Annotated in this window: 16 protein-coding genes and 1 tRNA gene; 2 read left to right on the top strand and 15 right to left on the bottom strand. The window is 38.7% G+C overall.

The window, feature by feature from the left end; genetic code table 11:
• Positions 1–3: 3 nt before the first annotated feature.
• Both BLP81_RS02155 and BLP81_RS02150 read right to left on the bottom strand, forming a co-directional pair.
• The gene (locus BLP81_RS02155) at positions 4–207 is read right to left on the bottom strand and encodes a hypothetical protein (RefSeq protein ID WP_093365104.1); all 204 of its coding nucleotides are present in this window, start codon (positions 205–207) and stop codon (positions 4–6) included.
• Positions 208–623: 416 nt separating this feature from the next.
• A tRNA-Leu gene (locus BLP81_RS02150) sits at positions 624–705 on the bottom strand.
• Positions 706–801: 96 nt separating this feature from the next.
• On the opposite strand from BLP81_RS02150, the gene BLP81_RS02145 reads away from it, so the two are divergent.
• Positions 802–2,199: a dipeptidase gene (locus BLP81_RS02145; RefSeq protein WP_093365101.1), complete on the top strand. Its 1,398-nt coding sequence runs from the start codon at positions 802–804 to the stop codon at positions 2,197–2,199.
• A gap of 429 nt (positions 2,200–2,628) precedes the next feature.
• Here the strand turns inward: BLP81_RS02145 and BLP81_RS02140 are convergent, their stop codons facing one another.
• The 10 genes from BLP81_RS02140 to BLP81_RS13580 all read right to left on the bottom strand — a co-directional run bounded on the left by BLP81_RS02140 (position 2,629) and on the right by BLP81_RS13580 (position 16,459).
• Positions 2,629–5,991, bottom strand: a complete 3,363-nt coding sequence (locus tag BLP81_RS02140) for a GEVED domain-containing protein (RefSeq protein ID WP_093365097.1) — start codon at positions 5,989–5,991, stop codon at positions 2,629–2,631.
• Between the two features lie 427 nt (positions 5,992–6,418).
• Complete coding sequence (gene hemE, locus BLP81_RS02135; RefSeq protein ID WP_093365094.1) at positions 6,419–7,441, bottom strand: uroporphyrinogen decarboxylase; 1,023 nt, start codon at positions 7,439–7,441, stop codon at positions 6,419–6,421.
• 230 nt (positions 7,442–7,671) lie between these two features.
• Positions 7,672–8,658, bottom strand: coding sequence for a porphobilinogen synthase (hemB, locus tag BLP81_RS02130; RefSeq protein WP_093365087.1), 987 nt, complete (start codon positions 8,656–8,658; stop codon positions 7,672–7,674).
• Between the two features lies 1 nt (position 8,659).
• A complete protein-coding gene (locus BLP81_RS02125; protein WP_093365085.1) occupies positions 8,660–9,436 on the bottom strand; it encodes an enoyl-CoA hydratase/isomerase family protein in 777 nt (258 codons plus the stop codon).
• Positions 9,426–10,892 (bottom strand): sensor histidine kinase, encoded by a 1,467-nt coding sequence (locus BLP81_RS02120; protein ID WP_093365082.1) that lies wholly within the window; start codon positions 10,890–10,892, stop codon positions 9,426–9,428. Before BLP81_RS02120 ends, BLP81_RS02125 begins: the two co-directional genes overlap by 11 nt.
• Complete coding sequence (locus tag BLP81_RS02115; protein WP_093365079.1) at positions 10,892–11,437, bottom strand: CopD family protein; 546 nt, start codon at positions 11,435–11,437, stop codon at positions 10,892–10,894. Before BLP81_RS02115 ends, BLP81_RS02120 begins: the two co-directional genes overlap by 1 nt.
• Before the next feature lie 55 nt (positions 11,438–11,492).
• Complete coding sequence (locus BLP81_RS02110; RefSeq protein WP_093365077.1) at positions 11,493–12,866, bottom strand: MATE family efflux transporter; 1,374 nt, start codon at positions 12,864–12,866, stop codon at positions 11,493–11,495.
• 4 nt (positions 12,867–12,870) lie between these two features.
• Positions 12,871–13,905 carry a ferrochelatase gene (hemH, locus tag BLP81_RS02105; RefSeq protein WP_093365074.1) on the bottom strand — a complete coding sequence of 345 codons (1,035 nt, stop codon included), beginning with the start codon at positions 13,903–13,905 and terminating at the stop codon, positions 12,871–12,873.
• Between the two features lie 1,384 nt (positions 13,906–15,289).
• The gene (locus tag BLP81_RS02100) at positions 15,290–16,147 is read right to left on the bottom strand and encodes a CPBP family intramembrane glutamic endopeptidase (RefSeq protein ID WP_093365070.1); all 858 of its coding nucleotides are present in this window, start codon (positions 16,145–16,147) and stop codon (positions 15,290–15,292) included.
• 126 nt (positions 16,148–16,273) lie between these two features.
• Positions 16,274–16,459 (bottom strand): hypothetical protein, encoded by a 186-nt coding sequence (locus BLP81_RS13580; RefSeq protein ID WP_176752667.1) that lies wholly within the window; start codon positions 16,457–16,459, stop codon positions 16,274–16,276.
• A 170-nt stretch (positions 16,460–16,629) separates the two neighbouring features.
• Here BLP81_RS13580 and BLP81_RS02090 point away from each other — a divergent pair, with 170 nt between their 5' ends.
• Positions 16,630–17,025 (top strand): helix-turn-helix domain-containing protein, encoded by a 396-nt coding sequence (locus tag BLP81_RS02090; protein WP_093365064.1) that lies wholly within the window; start codon positions 16,630–16,632, stop codon positions 17,023–17,025.
• Here the strand turns inward: BLP81_RS02090 and BLP81_RS02085 are convergent.
• The 3 genes from BLP81_RS02085 to BLP81_RS02075 form a co-directional block, all read right to left on the bottom strand.
• Positions 17,017–19,176, bottom strand: coding sequence for a peptidase domain-containing ABC transporter (locus tag BLP81_RS02085; protein ID WP_093365061.1), 2,160 nt, complete (start codon positions 19,174–19,176; stop codon positions 17,017–17,019). The two genes, BLP81_RS02090 and BLP81_RS02085, sit on opposite strands and share 9 nt — an antisense overlap.
• Positions 19,157–20,311 (bottom strand): HlyD family secretion protein, encoded by a 1,155-nt coding sequence (locus tag BLP81_RS02080; protein WP_093365058.1) that lies wholly within the window; start codon positions 20,309–20,311, stop codon positions 19,157–19,159. The genes BLP81_RS02085 and BLP81_RS02080 overlap by 20 nt, the downstream gene beginning before the upstream one ends.
• A gap of 320 nt (positions 20,312–20,631) precedes the next feature.
• Positions 20,632–21,114, bottom strand: a complete 483-nt coding sequence (locus BLP81_RS02075; protein ID WP_093365056.1) for a TlpA family protein disulfide reductase — start codon at positions 21,112–21,114, stop codon at positions 20,632–20,634.
• Positions 21,115–21,189: the final 75 nt, after the last annotated feature.

Here is a 21,189-nt window from a genome sequence, read left to right as displayed (position 1 = left end):
TAGCTAACTATATGTAGAGTTAATAAGGTTTTCACTTACTAGTAAAGACAAATATTCATCCTTTATTACATGTCTACCATTATCTTTATCCTCATCCTTTAAAAAGTTTAAAGCTTTATAAGTATCTGCTCTCCTTAAAGGTGAAACATGAATATCATATATTTTTTTAAAGCATTTATCAGCAATCTTAGCTTCTTGTAGAGTCATAAGTAGGTGTCGTTTTTCAACTATCAAGACTATAAAAGAACAGTCCAGAGTCAAGAATAGATTTGAAATCTATAACTTTTTACTGAATATCGAGAAATTGATGATAAAATGATTTTATACATTTTAAGTTATTTTGGCGAAAACTTAAAACAGATTGATTTTGTATTAATTCAAATATAAGTTATGAGTTTTTACAATAAAAAAAAAGCTAATCTTTGCGAGAAGCTTTTGAAGTACGGGTACTTCGACAAAAGCTCAGTATAAACTACGAGACTCTTCTTAAATAAAAAACCCGGCAATCTTTTTCAAGATTGCCGGGTTTACAAGTACGGGCGGATCCCGAAGCTTCGGGAGAACTCTCGAAACCTCAATGTATTTTCATAAAAAAAGCTTCTCGAAAAGAGAAGCTTTTGAAGTACGGGCGGAGAGACTCGAACTCTCACACCTTGCGGCACTAGATCCTAAGTCTAGCGTGTCTACCAATTCCACCACGCCCGCATTATTTTTTGCGATTGCAAATATAGATAATAATTACAACTTTCAAATTAAGTTTCAATAAAATATTTTATATTGTGACAACTCAAACATAACACCATGAATACTAGACCTTATATCGAAAAGCATAAACAACGATTTATAGACGAGCTTATGGAGCTTCTTAAACTTCCCTCGGTGAGTGCAGATCCCAGCTTCAAAAAAGAAGTCTTGATGACTGCTGGCGCTGTGAAAATCAATTTGGAAGCGGCTGGCTGTGATAAAGTAGAAATTTGCGAAACCCCCGGTTTTCCGATTGTATATGCAGAAAAGATAATTGATGAATCCCTGCCAACAGTTTTGGTTTACGGCCACTATGATGTGCAGCCGCCAGATCCCGTGGATTTATGGAACAGTCCTCCGTTTGAGCCGATTATCGAAACTACCGAAATTCATCCCGAAGGTGCTATCTATGCTCGCGGAGCCTGTGATGACAAAGGACAGATGTATATGCACGTGAAAGCCCTGGAAGTCATGATTCAAAATGAAGCTTTACCCTGCAACATCAAATTCATGATCGAGGGCGAGGAAGAAGTCGGCAGTGTGAGTTTAGAATGGTTTCTGGAAAACAATAAAGAAAAACTTGCCAATGATGTCATCCTGATTTCAGATACGGGCATGATTAGCAAGGAAGTGCCTTCCATCACTACCGGACTGCGAGGCTTGAGCTATGTAGAAGTGGAAGTGGAAGGTCCAAATCGAGACTTACATTCAGGCTTATACGGCGGAGCCGTGGCAAATCCTATTAATATACTCTCCAAAATGATTGCATCGCTTCATGATGAAGATAACCACATCACCATACCCGGTTTTTACGATAAAGTGGAAGAATTGAGCGATGAGGAAAGAGCAAAAATGGCAGAAGCGCCTTTTGATCTGGAAGATTACAAAAAACACATCGGCATCCCCGATGTTCACGGAGAAAAAGGCTATTCGACCAACGAGCGCAATTCCATACGGCCCACTCTGGATGTGAACGGCATTTGGGGCGGTTATACAGGCGAGGGCGCTAAAACCGTCATTCCGAGTAAGGCTTTTGCTAAAATTTCCATGCGTTTAGTCCCGAATCAGGACTGGAGAGAAATTACAGAACTCTTCAAAACGCATTTTGAAAACATCGCTCCCGATAGCGTGAAAGTAAAAGTCAAGCCTCATCACGGCGGGCAGGGCTATGTGACGCCTATCGATGGCATTGAGTACCAGGCGGCAGATCTCGCCTTTCAGGAGGCCTTTGGCAAACCGGCGGTTCCACAGCGAAGCGGAGGCAGTATCCCTATCGTGTCCCTTTTTGAAAAGTACCTCGATAGCAAAACCGTGCTCATGGGATTTGGTCTCAATTCGGATGCCATCCATTCCCCTAACGAGCACTTTGGGATTTGGAATTACCTCAAAGGCATCGAAACAATTCCTTATTTCTACGAGCATTTTACAAAGCTGTATGAGGAACACAAGCAGTAAGATTCGGGCGTTTCTCTTCCTAAAGCCTTGGAGAGGGAGTCGGGCCTGACTGCCTACAAAGGCAGGCTATCTGATTCAAGCCATTTCAGTAAAAAGCCAAAAAACTATAAACCTGGCAAGAGCTTCGAGGCGCTTGACCAGGTTTTTAGTTTAAAATACTTTTACTATAGGGGGTTTTCATGTTTACCCAAACTCAAACCCTCGCGTATCTTGAATTTTATAAAAATATTGAGCCTACACGCCGACTTCAGTAGAAATCACAACCCCTGGACGCCACATTCTCTGAGAATCCTGCATAAACTCGATGTCATAAAAGTTTAGGTCTGCAGTGGCAAAATCAAAAAAATGCACCAAAACTTATTCTTATCACACAAAAAAGCCGCCCGCATGAGGCGGGCGGCTTAACCATGATTGAAAAAAATTAACGGATTATTCTTTTATCAATTTTCTAGTGAAGGATTTTTGGCCATCATCCAGTTTGATAAGATAAACTCCAGTAGATAAGTTATGTGTAGGAATACTTTGATTCCTCACCTGCCCCTGACTCAATTCCCTTCCGGAAAGGTCAAAGATGCTATAGTTCAGTTGCGTTTTGGAAGAGGCTTTTATCTTCACAAAGTTTCCTTTCAAAGGATTAGGATACAGCTGCATACCCAGGGGAGCCGTTTCATTGCCCAGTCTTTCTGTAGCATTCAATGTTGCATAAGTGCTGGTAGCCTGACCCACATTCACCGTATAATCTTCTACTTCGCCATAAGCAAAGCTTTCACAGGCGGTTTGTGCAGCATTGTACTTCATGGAAACTCGCATACGGGTTGGACCCGAAATTGCTGTGGCTGGCACGTTGAAAGTTGCACTTAAATTAGCTGCACTTGAAGACGATCCACTCACCACCAGTTCACTGGTTTCAAAGACTCCGTTTTTGTTGTAATCTATCCACACTTTCCAAAACTCAGTATACGCCTGTCCCGAGAATCCGGCACTTATCTGTATGGTATTAGAACCATAAGGCAAATTCGCTACCAAATTCGTGTGGTCTGCATAACCGGAATCGTCTGCGCTGGTCTTGGATATATTGTTAAGTCCGACAAAATCAATCCATTCGTAGGAAGAATTGTTTCCGCTGGAAGTGCAATAAGTTACACTTGAAGTTGTGGTTACACTCAGTGTTGCACTTGCCGAGGTATTTCCTGCTGCATCTTTTGCTCTGACAGCAAATGTATAGGCAGTACCTGCAGAAAGGCCGCTGATCTCCACACTGGTATTTGCCGTACTTCCCAAAACACTGGAGCCCTGTAAAATTTCATAGCCCTCCACACCTATGTTATCGGTAGAGGCATTCCAGGACAGACTCACTGAAGTCTCTGTGACATTGGACGCTGCAAAAGCAGTTGGCGTACTTGGCGCCTGGGTGTCTGCTGCATTCGCACTGAGGTTCACTGTATAATCTTCTACTTCACCATAAGAGAAGGCTTCGCATGAACCTGGAATAGCATTGTATTTCATGGAAACACGTAGTCTTGTAGCGCCTTCCACAACTGTACTGGGTACTGTAAAGCTTCCCGTTACCGATGAGGCATTGGAGGCTGCTTTCGAAAATACTAGTTCACCAGCATCTGTAAAATCACCATCTTTATTATAATCTATCCATAGGGCATAGCCTTCGTTGTAAACCGTTCCGGTCCAGGCTGGAGTTATTGTAAAACTATAAGTCTGACTGCTGGCTAATGCTGCAGAGATAGATGTGAAATCTGAATATCCATTTCCACCCCCGGATGAATTAGCGATAGTATTCAGTTCAAAATTTCCGATATATTCATCTGCAACGCTGTTCCCTTTAGAATCGCAGTAGACCAGCTCCTGAGCGGTCGTTGTGAAGCTAATCGATGAAGAATAGGCAGAACTGCTTGAACCGCATATACTTTTGACCTGAGCTTCGTAAGTGGTTTCTGCAGTCAAACCTTCAAGCGTCATCGACGCATTATCTGAAAGAGTTGTGGTCCAGGTCGAGGTTCCGGAAGGTCTATACCTCACTGCATAGGTTGCCGTATCTACGCTATTCCAATTCAAGATTGCTGTGTTAGAGCCTATGCCTGAAGCTGCTAGCCCTGCTGGTGTCACCGCATCACAGGCAACGGGAGCTGAGGTCAAGCCAGTCACGACCAGGCTATAATCCTGACTTCCGCTGCTTAGAGACCCTTTATGTGTTACCGTAATGGTATAAGTTCCAGAAGCATTGCTCACGTCTACACGTTCAATAGGATCCCTGGTGTTATCCCCTTTGCCATTCGTATTTACACCGGTTAATCGCCAAGGTAAAAATGACGTTGAGTTTTTAGTCACACGGATATCCAAATCATTCACCAGTCTTGCTTCCGAAGAATTTAATGTGGTCGTGGTTGTTCCTGCCGGATCTGTCCATGAAATAGAAGCCAGCAAGTCATTGACGCCATCGCTTTCGACTTCCACAGAATAGCTTTGTCCGGATGCCAGCGTTAATTCACTGATAAGCGCCGCCTGCCCATTATTTGAAATCGCCTCTGCAGCTCGTTTAGTGTTCATCAACCCCCAGCCAAAAATGGCATCGGGACCGGTTGAACCGGCATCGTCGGCAGTATGTAAAGCAATTCCTTTTAAGGTGGAGGCTTTTAAATAATTTCCAGTTGTGTTATTGGCGTGCTGTTGTAATAAAAGCAAGGATCCGGCCACATTCGGCGAAGCCATTGAAGTTCCGGAAATGCTATTGTATGCTGTATCACTGTTATCATAGGTAGAATACACCCCTTGACCGTTCCCTGTTATATCTGGTTTGATTCTGTAATCATCGGTTGGTCCCTGACTGCTGAATGAACTTATGTTGACGGAAACCAGATTGCCTGAGGTATCAATACTAGCATCCTGAGCACTGGCAACGACCATGGTATTTTTAGAAACCGAATGTCCTGTGAGTTTATCGTACTGGGGATAGGTAGGGTTAAGCGGAGAAGCATTATAAGTCGCCGTCCCGTCATTACCAGCTGCTACAACCATAAGATAATAGGGCGCATTGTACTGTAAATTATCCCAGTCTCTGGAATCGCCAATATAAGCTCCAAAATAGTAATCGGGAACAGCCTCCGAATTGTATCCGTAAGAATGGTTGGAGATCAGCATCCCGCTGCCTGCTGCTGAAGTGGCTTCGGCCAAATCATCATTCCATTTATAGGCTTTAGCCTTGGCCTGTGGAGCCATGCCTTTGGCATTGGCTACAACACCTGAGGCAAGAATGGTTCCCGTAACATGAGCCGCATGAAAATTAAGCTGAACACCGCCTTCTGCGGTTGCATCCTGAATAGAAACTCTGTTACTCCCCCCTACACCATCATATTCCTGATGGGTTACCCGGGGATGACCACCATCCCAGACATAAGAAATCATATTCTGGCCATCCAGGCTAAGTCCTAAAGAACCTCCTGAATTGACGTGGTTGACACGTGTAGATCTGGCTGAGGCCACGTTATAGGTTCTGTAATAAATCAGACTGCCATCCTCTTCAATGCGCTGAAGCTGCGCATACCCGCCATCTTCTAAAATAAGTTCAGTTTGCACTGAATTGGATTTTACATATTGCCTGATCTTGAGATCTTGTTGTTCTGATTTTGATTTGAATTCCTTTTCAAGTGTATTTAAAACTGAGGTATTATAACTTGAGGTAATTTCTGCCTGCTTTTCCGCGGTTTGTGCGACTCCTAAAAGAGAAAAGCCAACAATAGCTACTAAGCTTGTAGCCCGGTTAAGTAAATTTTGAATCATTTGTTACATGTTTAAATTAAAAAATAAGGGTCTTATAGTTAGTTTAGATACTGTGTTCGATAAACCTGTCAGCGAAAAACATGTGATAAAATGATTTTAGAGAGAATAAAATGATGAATAAACGGGTGATTTTTGAAATACCTCAAAATTGCGTTAATTTTACTTTTATTGTAAATAACGCCTGATTATTTTGAAATCATTTACGGTTTGACCGTTGTTTAAGTACGGGAAAACCGTAAGGTTTAAAGATTACATTAGCCAGTGAAGAAGCTTAGTTTGGCTGTGTCTTTATAATCGACTTATAGTCAGTGGGTTTATCTCACAAGTCGAGGGAATGCTTAATTCTTAAAAAGAAGGCTTTCATTTTTTACAAAAAAAACCATCTGCCTGAGACAGATGGTTTTTAAACTACTCATAGATTTAGAGTCTATTTATATTCTTTTACGGCATCGACAAAGGCTTTGGCATTTTCAACAGAAATGTTGGGTAAGATACCATGACCTAAATTAACGATATAGCGGTCTTTACCAAACTGATCTATCATTTGGTGCACCATTTTTTTAATCTCTTTTGGGGGAGAAAACAATCGTGACGGATCAAAATTACCTTGCAGCGTAATGTTTCCACCAGAAAATTGACGAGCATATTGTGCCGAACAGGTCCAGTCTACGCCCAGTGCCGAGGCTCCTGATTTGGACATGGTATCCAGAGCGAACCAGCAACCTTTTCCAAAGGCAATCACTGGAATTTCATCCTTCAGCGCGTCGATGATTTGCTGAATATAAGGCCAGGAAAATTTGAGATAATCCACCGGTGAAAGCATGCCTCCCCAGGAGTCAAAAACCTGCACAGCATCCACTCCGGCTTCTACTTTTCCTTTTAGATAGGCTATGGTTGTATCTGTAATTTTTTGAAGTAACTCATGCGCCATTTCAGGCTCAGTGAAACAAAATTCTTTGGCTTTATCGAAGTTTTTGGAACCTTGCCCCTGCACACAGTAACAAAAGATGGTCCAGGGAGAACCTGCAAAACCAATAAGCGGAACTTCATCATTGAGTTCCTTTTTGGTCATCTTGATAGCCTCATACACATAACCAAGTTCTTCATAAACATTGGGAACAATAACTTGATCCAGAGTTTTTCTGTCTCGGATAGGATTCGGCAGCCAGGGTCCAAGACCTGGTTTCATCTCCACTTCTATATTCATCGCTTGAGGAACCACGAGAATATCGCTAAACAAAATCGCTGCATCTGTTCCTACCTGATGAATTGGCATTACCGTAATTTCAGTAGCGAGTTCCGGAATTCTACAGCGGGTAAAGAAATCGTATTTTTCTTTCAATTTCATGAAATCCGGCAAGTAGCGTCCTGCCTGTCGCATCATCCACACCGGTGGTCTCTCTACAGTTTCTCCCTTTAAGGCTTTTAGAAATAAGTCGTTTTTAATCATGTATTCTGAATTGATAATTCGATATATTAATTCTAATATATTACTTTAATAATTGCCAAGTTTTAATTGAACTTAAGACTTTATTATTAATAGCATTTTTATTAAATTTCTTGACATACAAACTGTTTTGTTTAGGTTCGAGCCCTTCGACTTTGCTCAGGATAAACTAAAGTCGAGAACCAGCTTCATCTCGACTCCGCTCGATGATGAAACACGTAAAAGCAATGCTATTAAAGCAACTTAACCGCATCTTTTGCAAAATAACTCGCAATCATCGTTGCTCCTGCTCTTTTTATGGCTGTTAACTGTTCCAGCATGACTTCATCATGATTTAGCCAGCCTTTTTCTGATGCTGCTTTAATCATGGCATACTCCCCACTCACCTGGTAAACCGCTACAGGAACTTCTACTTCATTAGCCAGGTCTCTCACAATATCCAGATAACATAAACCAGGTTTCACCATGACGATATCCGCGCCTTCGTCGATATCTGTAAAAGCTTCTTTTAAAGCTTCGCTTCTATTGGCAGGATCCATCTGGTAGGTTTTTTTATCCTTAGGAATATCTTTCACATCTACAGGTGCTGAGTCTAGGGCATCTCTAAACGGGCCATAGAATGCAGAGGCAAATTTGGCTGAATAACTCATAATCCCTACATCGGTGAAATGTGCATCTTCCAAAACGCTTCGTATCTCCAGTACCCGGCCGTCCATCATATCGCTAGGAGCAACAAAATCAGCTCCGGCCTGAGCATGGCTTAAAGCCATCTGGGCAAGAAAAGAATTGGTTCTGTCATTGACGATTTTACCCTGATCTACGATCCCATCATGCCCGTAAACGGAGTACGGGTCTAAAGCCACATCAGTCATGACCAGCATTTCCGGCACAGCATCTTTAACCGTTTTGATAGCTCTTTGCATCAATCCACTAGGATTGACCGCTTCCTCACCTCTATTGTCTTTTAGCCTTTCATCCACTTTCACAAAAAGCAAAACTGACTTTAAGCCCATCTGCCAAAGTTCTTTGACTTCTTTAGCCAACAGGTCTAGACTAAACCTGAAGTAATTGGGCATAGAAGCAATTTCATCTTTCACGCCTTTTCCTTCAACCACAAAAAGCGGAACGATAAAGTCATTCGGACTCAGATAATGTTCTCTCGTCAATGCCCTTATGGCTTCGCTTTGTCTTAAGCGTCGGTATCTTTGCAATGGAAACATATTACTTGAAATTTGGCTTTTGCTTGTTTAAAAAAGCCTGGGTTCCTTCCTTAAAATCTTCGGTTCCAAAGGATTTTCCGAAGTTTCTGACTTCGGTTTCGAACCCATTGACACCATCTTTATAGTTATCATTGACAGCTTCAATAGCGGCAGAAATCGCTTGCCTTGAATTGTTTAAAATCTTAAAGGCCAATTTTTCAGCAAACGGAATTAATTCCTCTATGGTGGTAACATGGTTGACCAAACCGTAATCTTTGGCGGTTTGCGCATCTATCATCCCGGCAGTCATGATCATTTCCATAGCTCTACCTTTCCCTACCAATTGTGGTAAGCGCTGAGTTCCGCCATAGCCGGGAATCACTCCCAGAGAGGTTTCAGGCAGGCCCAATCTGGCGTTGTCACTTGCGATTCTGAAATGCGCAGACATGGCCAGTTCCAGTCCACCACCCAGGGCAAAACCGTTGACCGCTGCAATCACTGGTTTGGGGAAATCGGCGATATAATCAAACACCTGTTCCTGACCTTTAGCGGCAAGATCCTTTCCCTGTTCAACGTTGTAGTCTGAAAATTCTGAAATATCAGCTCCGGCTACAAAAGCTTTTTCGCCGCTACCGGTAAGAATGATAACTGCAGCCTCCGTATCCTCCCGAAGAGATTTAAATGCCTGATGAAGCTCTTCAATAGTAGCTCTGTTCAGTGCGTTTAGTTTTTTTGGCCTGTTGATATAAACAGTCGCTATGCGATCTTTAATATTAACTTTTAAATTTTCAAATGTCATGAGTATCGGATTTTGGAAATTTGAGTGTAAAGATACTGCCTTCGTGAGGTTTTGAGGTCAGTTTTATATCTCCTTTATAAGTTTTGACAATATTTTTAACCATACCCAGACCAAGGCCCATGCCGCTGGATTTGGTGGTGAATCTCGGTTCAAAAATTCGCTCCTGCATGTCTACAGGAACCCCAACTCCATTGTCTTCAACGCTAATGATAACCTTGTCTTCTTCGGTAAAGATTCTTACCAAAATAACTGGAAACTCAAGATGTTCAGTAGCCTGAATTGCATTTTTAACCAAGTTGGTGATGATTCTGATCAACTGACTTCTATCAAATTTGATCTGAATATTGTCTTTTTCAGAAATAAATTGAATTTTATAATCATTGAAAATATCAAGAGCAAGTTTAATGATTTCAACAGCATTTAAACTTTCTTTTTGCTGAGCCGGCATTTTGGCAAAGTCTGAAAAGGCTCCGGCAATGGCACTTAAATTATCGATTTGCTGAATGATAGTTTTCGAAAATTCCTTAACTTTTATCTCAATATCAGGATGCTCCGGATCGAAATTACGCTCGAAACTTTGCATGCTCAAGCGCATGGGCGTTAGTGGATTTTTGATCTCATGGGCTACCTGTCTTGCCATCTGCCTCCAGGCTTCCTCGCGTTCAGTTCTGGCAAGCTTTATAGCACTATCTTCCAGCTCGTCGATCATTTCATTATAAGCCTTAACCAGTGGTTTAATCTCATAGCTGATTTCTTTATATGATATTTTAGGATTGGCCTGATCCAGCCGTGTTCTGGTTATTTTTTTACTGATGCTTTGAAGAGAGCTCGTGATATACCTGGATAAAAAATAAGCTAAAACGATAGCGGCAATCAGCATAAATAAATAAACTTGAGACAAAAGAATCAGAAAATCCCTAAGCTCATTTTGCAGAAATCCATCATCTTCAATATAAGGCAAATTCAAAATACCTATAGGCTTAAAATAATTGTCTAAAATGTAGGTGTAAGACGACTGATAGTTTTGATCGTTGATTTTAAAGTTTTCAACATATTTTTTGTCAGCAGAGTTTTCAAGAGCTTCCAGTTTTTCCGGTGCCATTCGCGTTTCGATGGAATCCATGTAAAATGTAGCAAAAGAAGACTTTAAAAGATAGCCGTCTAAATCGTAGATATTGATTTCGGTATTATGAATATCTTGTATTTCGTAAATTTTCTCCTTAAAAATAAGAGGCAAATTATCAGTATCTACCGGATAAGTAGTGGTTCTCAAAACATAATTGATGTTTGCCAGAATAGCATTTTCTTTTCTGTTCAGTTTTTCCAGATGCAATTCTTTAGCTTCCTCGGTGAATTGATAAATGGTAACCCCGGCAATCAAAACGGAAGCCCCCACCACTAGGGCTATCATAGAGATGAATATTCGTGTTCGTAAAGATTGCCTGTAATTGAACATCATGCAGAAGGATTTCGATTTCTAAGTCGTTTGTATAATTTAATGCCAAGCATCAGCACAAGACCTAGACCAATTAAGCCTACCAAACCCCAGATCCAACTGATAGCACTTTTCAAAATGACTAAAAACACAATGGCAAATAAAATAAGAGTTGCGCCTTCATTCCAGAGACGCATGCCGTTGGAAGTCCATCTGATATCCTCTTTTTGAAATTGTTTAAAAATGAAATGATTTTTGATATGATACCCAAAAAGCAGGGCTACAAAAGCCAATTTCACGTGCATCCAGGCTTGCTCGAGCCATCCAGGGATTAAAATCAACAGCCATACGGCAAAAATGGTCGCTAAAATGGCTGAAGGCCAGGTGATGATATACCACAAACGCTTTTCCATGATTTTGAGCTGGTCGCTTAAGATGTCACGATCAGGCTGTGGTTTTTGCCTGGCTTCAATATGATAAATAAAAAGCCTGGGAATGTAAAATAAACCGGCAAACCAGGTGATTACAAAAATGAGATGAAGCGCCTTGATGTAATTGTATTCCACGTTACACTATTGAATTAGTAATTCAAAGATAAACATTACTAAAAGACTTTGTTCGCTAAGATGTTTCTACTTCTTTGGTTTCATCGCTTGTGATCAGCGTTGATTTTACTTCTCTCCTCAAAAAATACCCGGTGACGATGGTAGACAAAAGGTCCGCCAGAGGAAAAGAAATCCAAACCCCCAGTTCGCCATAGTATTTCGGCAAAATTAATATCAGCGGTATAAAAGCAATCCCCTGGCGTGATATGGTAAGAAGAAGGGCAGGAACAGCTTTGCCAATGGCCTGAAAATAGGCGCTCCCAATGAGTTGTATAGAAATTATGGGGATTGCCGCAAAGACCCAGCGCATAGCACTTGGCGTGTCCCTGATAACCTGCTGGTCCCGAGTGAAAACAGAAGCTATTTCTTCAGGAAATATCATGATCACTGCAAACACTAAAATGGCAACACCTGAGGCGTAAAGTATAGCTTTATTGATGCTTTCTCTAACGCGTTCATAATAATTTGCCCCATAATTATACCCTGCGATAGGCAGAAATCCCTGGGTAACTCCAAGTACAGGAAATAAGGCAAACATGAGCATTCGAGCGACGATGGCATAAACCGCTACCGAGGATTCACCTCCGAGTTCAAAAAGAATATTATTCAAAAGAAGATAGATGACACTCACCACAGCTTGTCGAGAAAGCGTTACAAAACCTAAAGCGCCCATCTCCTTTAAGATACTGAAATCAATTCCAAAATCAGAAAACCGAATCTTCAACTCTGAATTTTTGGAAAGAAAAAACCAGAGGATATACCCCATACATAAAATATAGGAACCTGTTGTGGCCCATGCTGCTCCTAACATCCCATAATCTAAAACATTGATAAAAACGTAATCCATGATGAGATTTCCAACCGATGGAATAATCATAGCCACCATGGCAAATTTGGGTTTGCCTTCAGCCCGTATCACTGTGTTTCCCATCATGGCTAAAGCCAAAACAGGAACTCCGTAAAGAACAACTCTGTAGTAAATTTTGGCAGGAGCAAAAATTTCACCTTTGCCTCCAAAGGCCGGAATCAGTTCATCGATAAAAGTCAAACCAACCACCACCATGCTGATGGTTACCAAAAGTGTAATGGTGATCTGGTTTCCAAAGGTTTTTAAAGCTTTCTTATCATCATTTGCTCCAAGGGCTCGAGAAATGATAGAAGATCCGCCAATTCCAATGGCCATCCCCAAAGCAGCAATGAAAAAGGAGACGGGTAAAACGACATTAATCGCCGCAATAGCCGTGGAACCAATCCAGTTTCCTACAAAAATAGTGTCCACTAAAATATTGATGGACATCACCAGGATTCCTATGGATGCAGGAACAGCCTGCTGTATTAGAAGCTTGCCAATAGGCTTTTTACCTAATTCATCTGAATTGGCTCTATTCATGTATTTATGCGTTTACCTTTTCGTTTTGATGAGCCCATTCGTCGATCCATCGGCTCATGGTTTTAACCCAGTCTTCACGATCATTTAAGCAAGGAATAAACATAAAATCATCACCTCCGGACTCCTCAAATATCTCGCGAGCTTCCATATTGATCTCTTCTAAAGTTTCTAAGCAATCCGAAACAAAGGCTGGAGAAACCACCGCCAATTTTTTGGTGCCTTCCAATCCTAATTTCTCAACGGTTCTGTCGGTGTAAGGCCTTAGCCACGGGTCGAATCCCAATCGAGATTGAAAGGAGGTGCTGTAAGTTCCTTCTTTAAGGCCTAAGGTTTTTGCCACTCCGCGTGTGGTCTCAAAACACTGGTGCCTGTAGCAAAACTGATGGGCTTTGGAAGGGGTCTGACAACAGGACCCGTCGATCTTACAATGCGAATTGGTGATGTCACTTTTTCTGATGTGTCGCTCAGGAACTCCATGATAACTAAACAACAGGTGATCATAATCAAATTCATCCAGTTTTTCTCCGATGCTTCTGGATAAAACCGTCACATAGTCGGGATGGTTATAAAATGGGGGTAAAGTGGTAAACGACATTTCCGGAAAGTGTTCGCGTCTTAATTCTTCGGCCAGCACCAAAATGGTTTCCGTGGTTGCCATAGCAAACTGAGGATATAAAGGAACCAGCAACACCTCATCTACGCCCTGGTCATGAAGTTCCTGTAAACCTGATTTTATAGTCGGCTGTCCGTAACGCATGGCCAGAGAAATAGGGACACTCGTATGCTCATCAACTCCCTTCTGAAGGCGCTCTGATAATACAATAAGCGGCGAACCTTCCTTCCACCAAATTTTGGCATAGGCTTCTGCAGATTTTTTGGGTCTTGTATTCAACACAATCCCCTTAACGAGAATAGTTCTGAAAAATTTGGGTACATCTATGACGCGCTCGTCCATCAAAAACTCTCCCAGGTAAGTTTTCACATCTTTGGGATCGGTGGATTTGGGCGAACCTAAATTGACTAATAATACTCCTTTCATCTGTTCGTTTTTTTCTCAATGAGTCAGATACCATTCTCTCACAAACAATTCAGTTCGTAATTAAAATTGCATGACCCATTTCATAATATTCATTATAGTCTTCAAAATTAAAGCACTGAATTTTAACAATAGCCAATTTTGATAGAATGTTATGATAGGTCTAGTGGAAAGGATTATTTTAAGGTGTTTTATAGAATGAAGTAATGCCCTGCGAGAAAATATCGCCGGTAATGGGAGTTTTTTGACCAAGAAAACCCTGTAAGAGTTTAAAACTCTCGCAGGGTTGACATAAAGATTAAAAAAAAATAATAACTAGGGGGATTAAGTTTGAAAACTAATCTATTAAGCCTCTCCCCAATGTTTTTCCTAATTCATACATAATGTTACCGATCGAATTAATAAGAATTATCAGAACAAAAATATAAAATAGAACAGTTTCATAAATAGAATCAAATTTCACTTCCATAATTAAATTTATTAATGTTAAAACATACCGTTGTAACTTCTCATTATTACGGTATAATAAAACTATTGATTTTTAACCATAGACTCACCTATGTCGTATCCTATATTGTAGGCAATATCACCTAATTCATTAACTGCAGTTATGCAAGCTGCTACAACTATCCACCAAGCACCTCCATTAATATTCCTTTGTTCTTGCTGAGTAAGCTCAGTTGCATTTGATTTATAAACACATTTTTACTTTTGGAGAGAGCATAAATAAACCCCTAGTTCTTTACCAAAATCATATGATATATCCGCTATACTTAAATATAATAATATCCCTAAAATGCTTGATAATAGGTAAATTAATGGTTTAATCTGTTCTCTTGTCATAACTTTTTAATTTGAATTATGTTCTTCGATCGCTTCTAAAACTCCATCCCGTATATCCGTTATAAAACCAACCAAATAGGCTAAAAAATTTTGAACCGAGTCTAACTCTTTAAGAACATACATAATCAAGTAGATAAGATATTTTTATGCAGATAAGTTAAATAAGCACATCACTTTTTAAAGTTATAGGCTAGAATTCTGTTCGATTTCATTAATAATTTAAAATCGTAGACCCTATAAATATCGGCCCAAGTACTTACCTAAAGTATAGATTATCAATAAGCTTATTAACAGAATTGATAATAAAATTAGAAAACTTTCCGATTTCTTAAACATATAATTTTTATTAAAAATATTGCTGATTCTAATTACTCATCTCTCTAGATCCTTACCCAATCACAGTTATAAAACCAACCAAGCTAAAAATTTTTGGACCGAGTCTAAATCTTTAAGAACATACATAATCAAATAGATAAGAATTTTTACCTCAACACTCTTGAATAATGTATCATCATTTTGAATATTAATCGTTCTTAGATAATTTTTACTCTGTTGCATGGGTTGAAGCCTGCTTTTTACGATACCAGATATATATAGCGATAATCAAAACCATATACATCAGGGTAAACAAAAGAGGCTGTTCAAAGTAAGATTCACCAATATTTATCATGCCACTTCCAGATTTCTGGAATACAAATAAAGAATATGGGGCATCTCCAGCATTAACACCGAATAAAGATTGAAAAAAATTCCAACTAAAATGAAGAGTTATTGGGAACCATAAATTTTTATTTAACATGTACGGTAGCCCTAGCATAATCCCTCCTAAAAAAATATTTATAAATGTTAAAACAGATAAATTTGAATTCATACTATGCATTAAAGCAAACAAAACAGCAGATATAAGTAAGGCTTTATATTTGTTGAAAGAATACATCAAATTACGTAAAATATAAGCCCGATACAATAATTCCTCCTTTAGAGCAACTATAATATAAAGAAAAAACATATAGCATAGTTCATATAGGTCTAAATTGACTCCTTTGTAACTTATAGCATCAATTGATATCAAAGCTAATATACCCAAACTCATTGTAAAGAAACCTATTAATATCCCTATGAGAATATCAACAGATCTATTTCTTAAACATAATCCAATACCGATAAAGGACTCTTTATCAATTATTTTTAAAAAAAGAAACAGAACAGCTACAATTCCTATAAAATCAAAAAAAGTAACTGTGAGCAATTGTAATATAGTGGCTTGATTAAATTGTGTATACATATCAATACCCGCCACTACAACACCTATTAATTTAAACACATTTCCTACAAAAAGGTAAGCTATTATGACAAATAGAACTCTGACCCAACCTTTAATATGTGAATTTTTATAAGGCATTTAAATGAAGAATCCAGTAAATAATTATAGAATTTTAACTATTAAAAATTAAGAGTAAAAAGAAAAAGCAATTTGGTATGGAAAACAAAAACCAAATTGCTTCAAACCTTATTCAATTTAAAAAAATTAAGCTTGAACGCCTGTGTTGAGCGAAGCATCTATATCATTATGCCTTCTATTCCATGCTTCACCACATTTGTAATGTACCCAACCAGCACCATTACCATAATAAAGATCAAATAGGACAGAGCCCCATTCTCCAAAAAACCCTCCTTCAGTTTCTTGAACTTCCTGAGTGCTCAGCTCAGTCACATTTAAATTTTTTAAATTCATGATTTCTAAGATTTAAGTTAATAAATTACTTTAATCGCATCAAAAGTTTTTCTCGAGATATTTTGATAATATAAAATTAAAAGGTTAACTTGTTGCCTTCCATTACTTTATATAATATTTCATTACTTTTAATAAAAACTTTATCACTTATGGAAATCATAAAGGTGTTAAAAAATATTGAACGTGTAAGAAAGAATAAATACTATTCACATGATTATATGGCCATTTGTTTAGATATAAGTCAGGCTGCTTATTCTAAAATTGAACGCAATCAAACTAAACTCAGTGTAGAGCGTTTATTCAAAATTGCAGAGATCCTAGAAGTAGAACTTGAAGACTTATTAGAAACAGGTATTAAATACCAATTTACCCAAGCCAGTAAAGAAAACCTTACCGCATACCTACAACGAATGCCCAGCTTTCAGCAAGAAAGCAAAGACCAACTTTTAAAAATTATTGATTTATATGAGGAGCGCATCAAAGATAAAGATCATCTCATCAGGGAATTACAATTAAGTCTAGAACAACTCCGCTTATCAAACTAAGCTTTGTTTTTCCCAAAGTTCATAGTACAAACCTTTATAGCTTATTAAGTCTTTGTGATTTCCTTCTTCTTTTATTTCCCCGCCTTTCATTACCAAAATACGGTCTGCATTTTGTATAGTGCTTAAGCGGTGAGCAATTACTATAACGGTTTTATTATCGGTTTTAAAATTTTCTATTGCAGTTTGTACCACTTCTTCTGAAGTTGTATCTAACGCTGAAGTAGCTTCGTCCATAAGCAAAATAGCAGGATCTTTATATAAGGCACGTGCTATAGCTATACGTTGTTTTTGTCCGCCAGAAAGCATAGCTCCATTTTCCCCAACCTGGGTTTCAAAACCCATGGGTAGTTTTTCTACAAATTCATTTATCCCTAGCTCTTTAGACAAAGTTAAAACACGTTGCATGTTGGTGAATTCTTCACCTAAAGCAATGTTTTCTATAATTGTTCCTGTAAATAATTTGAGTTCTTGCGGGATAACACCTATACTTTTTCTTAAGGATTCTTTACTTACATAATTTAAGTCAAAATTTCCTATATAAATTTTTCCTTCCTTTAGAGGATATAAGGCTTGTATTAAAGAAATGAGTGTCGTTTTTCCGCAACCGCTTTCACCCACGATGGCGGTCGTTTGATTTTTAGGGAAGTGGCATGAGAAATTTTCAAAGACTTGCACCCTGGAACCGTATCTAAAGCTTACATTTTCAAACCGAATATCGCCTACTTCTTCTTTGGGTAAATGGGATTTATGCGTCGTTTCCTCGCGTTCCAAATCCATGATTTCAAAAAGACGGTCTGAAGCTATAAGGGCATTTTGTATGGTTTTGTTCATGCCAATAAGCGAAGCGATAGGGCCTGTAAAGTAGCCTATTAAGGCATAAAACGAGAACAGTTCTCCCGGGGTAATTTCCTGGTCAATCACATAACCTGCCCCCACCCACATCAAAATTACCGTAAAAATAGACGCTATAAACTGTGTGGAGCTACCTGCAAATACAGAGTTTAATCCAGAGGTATAGGTGGTAAATAATAGCTTTACAAATCGGTTTTCGGTTTTAATATTAGAGTAACCTTCAATTCCAAATTCTTTTACGGTTCTTATATTGCTTAGACTTTCCACAAGTTGCGTTTCCAGTGAAGCCGCATTTTCCATCATTCGCCGTTCCACCTTTTTGTTGAAGTAGTTCATGATGGCATAAATGATAATATAAAGTGGGATGACGAGTAAGATGACTAATGCCAGTTTCCAGTAAAAGGTAAACATCAGCCCAAAGGAAAAGACCACAATAAAGATGTTGACTACCATATCTATGGCGACATCGTTTATAAAGGCTCTTATTTTTACGGCATCGCTAACCCGAGAAGTGATTTCTCCAATCTGCATGGTATCAAAAAAGGTTTGTGGAAGTTTGAGCAAGTGCTTATAGTATCCCAAAATAAGTTTGGTATCTATGATTTGTCCTGTTTTGAGTACAATTATACTTTTGGATGCTCCTACAAAAAGCCTTAGTAAAATAATCCCGATCATTCCAAAACTCAAAAGATTCAATAAATTTCTATTGCCTTCAACCAGTACATAGTCCGTTATTTTCTGAATATAAATAGACATGGCTAATCCAAGAAGCGTAAATACAATAGCACCAAATAAAGCCTGAAAAAGAATAGATTTATGAGGATGTATTAAGTCATAAAAACGTTTGATGGGTGAAATTTGTTCATTATAGATTTTAAAGTCGTTGCTTTTGGCAAATAAAATGAGAACTCCGCTCCATATTTCCTGAAACTCCCTGGCAGTATAGGTTTTAAACTTACCAAGACCAGGATCCATGACTTTTAGTTTCCCTTCCCCTTTCAGGGAAACTTTATAGATAACCACATAATGTTGCAGTTGATTTTTTAAAACAACATGAGCAACAGCAGGTAAAGGTATTTGGTCTAAAGCATCCAGCCCTCCTTTTACCCCTTTTGCGGTAAAGCCCATTTTTTCGGCAGCTTCTATCATGCCCAAAACATTGGTGCCACGTTTATCTGTATGAGCGATTTGTCTTATTCTAGCTATGGGCAGATTGACGTTATAATGGTTGCCAATAGAAGCTAAGCAAGCTGCTCCGCAGTCTTTTATATCATGTTGTTTAATTTGTAAGGATGCCATATTGGGTCATTAATTTTGGATTAAGCCAATCATCTACTTTATCAAAAATCAAATCATAAAGACTTCTTTCAGTAATAATAAACCTGGAGGTAAGAGTCATTCCTTTACTTATAGAAGCGGCATACCCGTTTTTTAGGCTTAATGTCGTCTCGTCTAACTCTGAGCGAACTCTAAAAAACACTTTTTCGTTTTCGATAGTCACATTTTGAGCGATGTCATATACTTTACCAGTTAAGAGACCCCATTGGTTGTAATTGAAAGCATCTAACTGGAATTTCACCTCTTGTCCTATTTTGATAAGTCCAATATCCCGAGGACTTACCATATTTTCTACAATTAATATGTTGTCTGGAGACAAGTAAGCTATAGCTTGTTGTGGCATAATAAAAGAATGTTCCTGTAAACCGACAAAACGATCTATAGTTCCTTTTTCTGGAGCAGTGATAAAGTAATTTTCTTCTTCAGCATCTAGTCTTTCCAGACTTCCTTTTTGTTGTTGAAGTTTTTCAAGGAGGTTTCTTTTCTGAAATTCCCAGTCGGCTATTTGCCTTTTTTTTAAAGCAGATAAGGCCCTCTGGTCTTGGCGGAGTTTGTATAAATAGTGTTCGTATTCCATTTTTGCAATCACCCCTTTTTCATAAAGAATTTTATATCGATTAAAGTTAGCGCGTGATTGTTCTTCTCTGGTTTTAAGTTCATTTAGACTGGCTTCATATTGTATATAATCTTCCAGAACAGTTGTAGTTTCAATAGAATCTTTTTGGGAACTAATGGCGTGATTATAATCTACATAGAGCAGGCTATCAGTATCCTTTAGTTGTTCCTGAATTTTTTTTTGGACATCTATTATGTCTTTGGCCACGATAAGAAGAGTATCACCCAGATTGACATGTTGGTTATTTTTAAGATCTATGTATTCAATCCTTCCACTTACTACAGAAAAAAGCGGAATATCTTCCATTTCACTCCTTACAATACCTCTGCTTTGCGCAGTGATATCTATTTTAATAAAAGGCAGGGAAACCAACAACCCGACAAGGCTAAGCAATACAATAATATATACCAAATTGGTTTGGGTAGAATACTTATTGATTAAGTTTTCCTGTGTATGAACTGGGTCAGAACTGAAGTTCACTTTTTTAATATAAAGAAAAGCTATATAAGAGCAAAAAATTATAACTTTATCGACAACTTAAATCTAAATTAGATTACTTTATTCACTTTTTGAATCTATTGAGCTAGATATATTTCTAAACTTTAGGAAATAAAAAGATTTATAAGAAGTCGACTGGTTAATAATCAAAAAGCCCTGCAAGGGTTTGAAACTCTCGCAGGGTTGACCTAAGATACTTCTGTTAAACTTTTGAAAGCTTAAATACTTACTTGTATGCTTTTCATAGGCATACTTTCAAATACATCATAGAAAAAAAAGAGGTTAAAGCTTTAGCTTCCTCTCTATTCAGGCAAATCGTTTAAAAAAAGAACCGCTTCAGCTTCGCCTTCATAGGTTTTGACGAGTTTGTTTTCTTCATCGTATAAATATCCACTTGGGAATAGTCCGACAAAGAATATATCGGCAAAGGCATAATCTCTGTCTTTTAAAATGTGGAGATTGTCAAGGGTTTTAAGCCGTGGAGCGATTTCCTCAAAAAACGTAAGGGTCTGATAATCTGTGCCTGCAGAAACTGTGTAAATCTGAACATCCGCATTTTTGAGCTGCTCTGATTTGAGATTCAGGACTTTAAAAGCTCTTACACAATGCCCGCAGGAAGGATCATAATATATAAAATAACTGGAACTGCCCGTTTTGATATCATCCTGATTAAAGGACTCCCCCTCCAAAGTGAAGATATTAAATTCCGGTAAGGTCTCGAGTTCGCTTTGCGAAAAACTTGCCTGAACAGTCAACAGAGCTAAAAAAAGGAAACAGTATTTCATGCGAGTTAAGTTTAAAATAAATGTAAAGGTAATTTATTTTTAAAAACCTGTTCAGCGGGAGTCTCCCCTTCTGGA

It is taken from the genome of Psychroflexus sediminis (assembly GCF_900099815.1).
GTDB classification, from domain to species: domain Bacteria; phylum Bacteroidota; class Bacteroidia; order Flavobacteriales; family Flavobacteriaceae; genus Psychroflexus; species Psychroflexus sediminis.
This window is presented reverse-complemented; position numbering and strand designations above follow the sequence as displayed.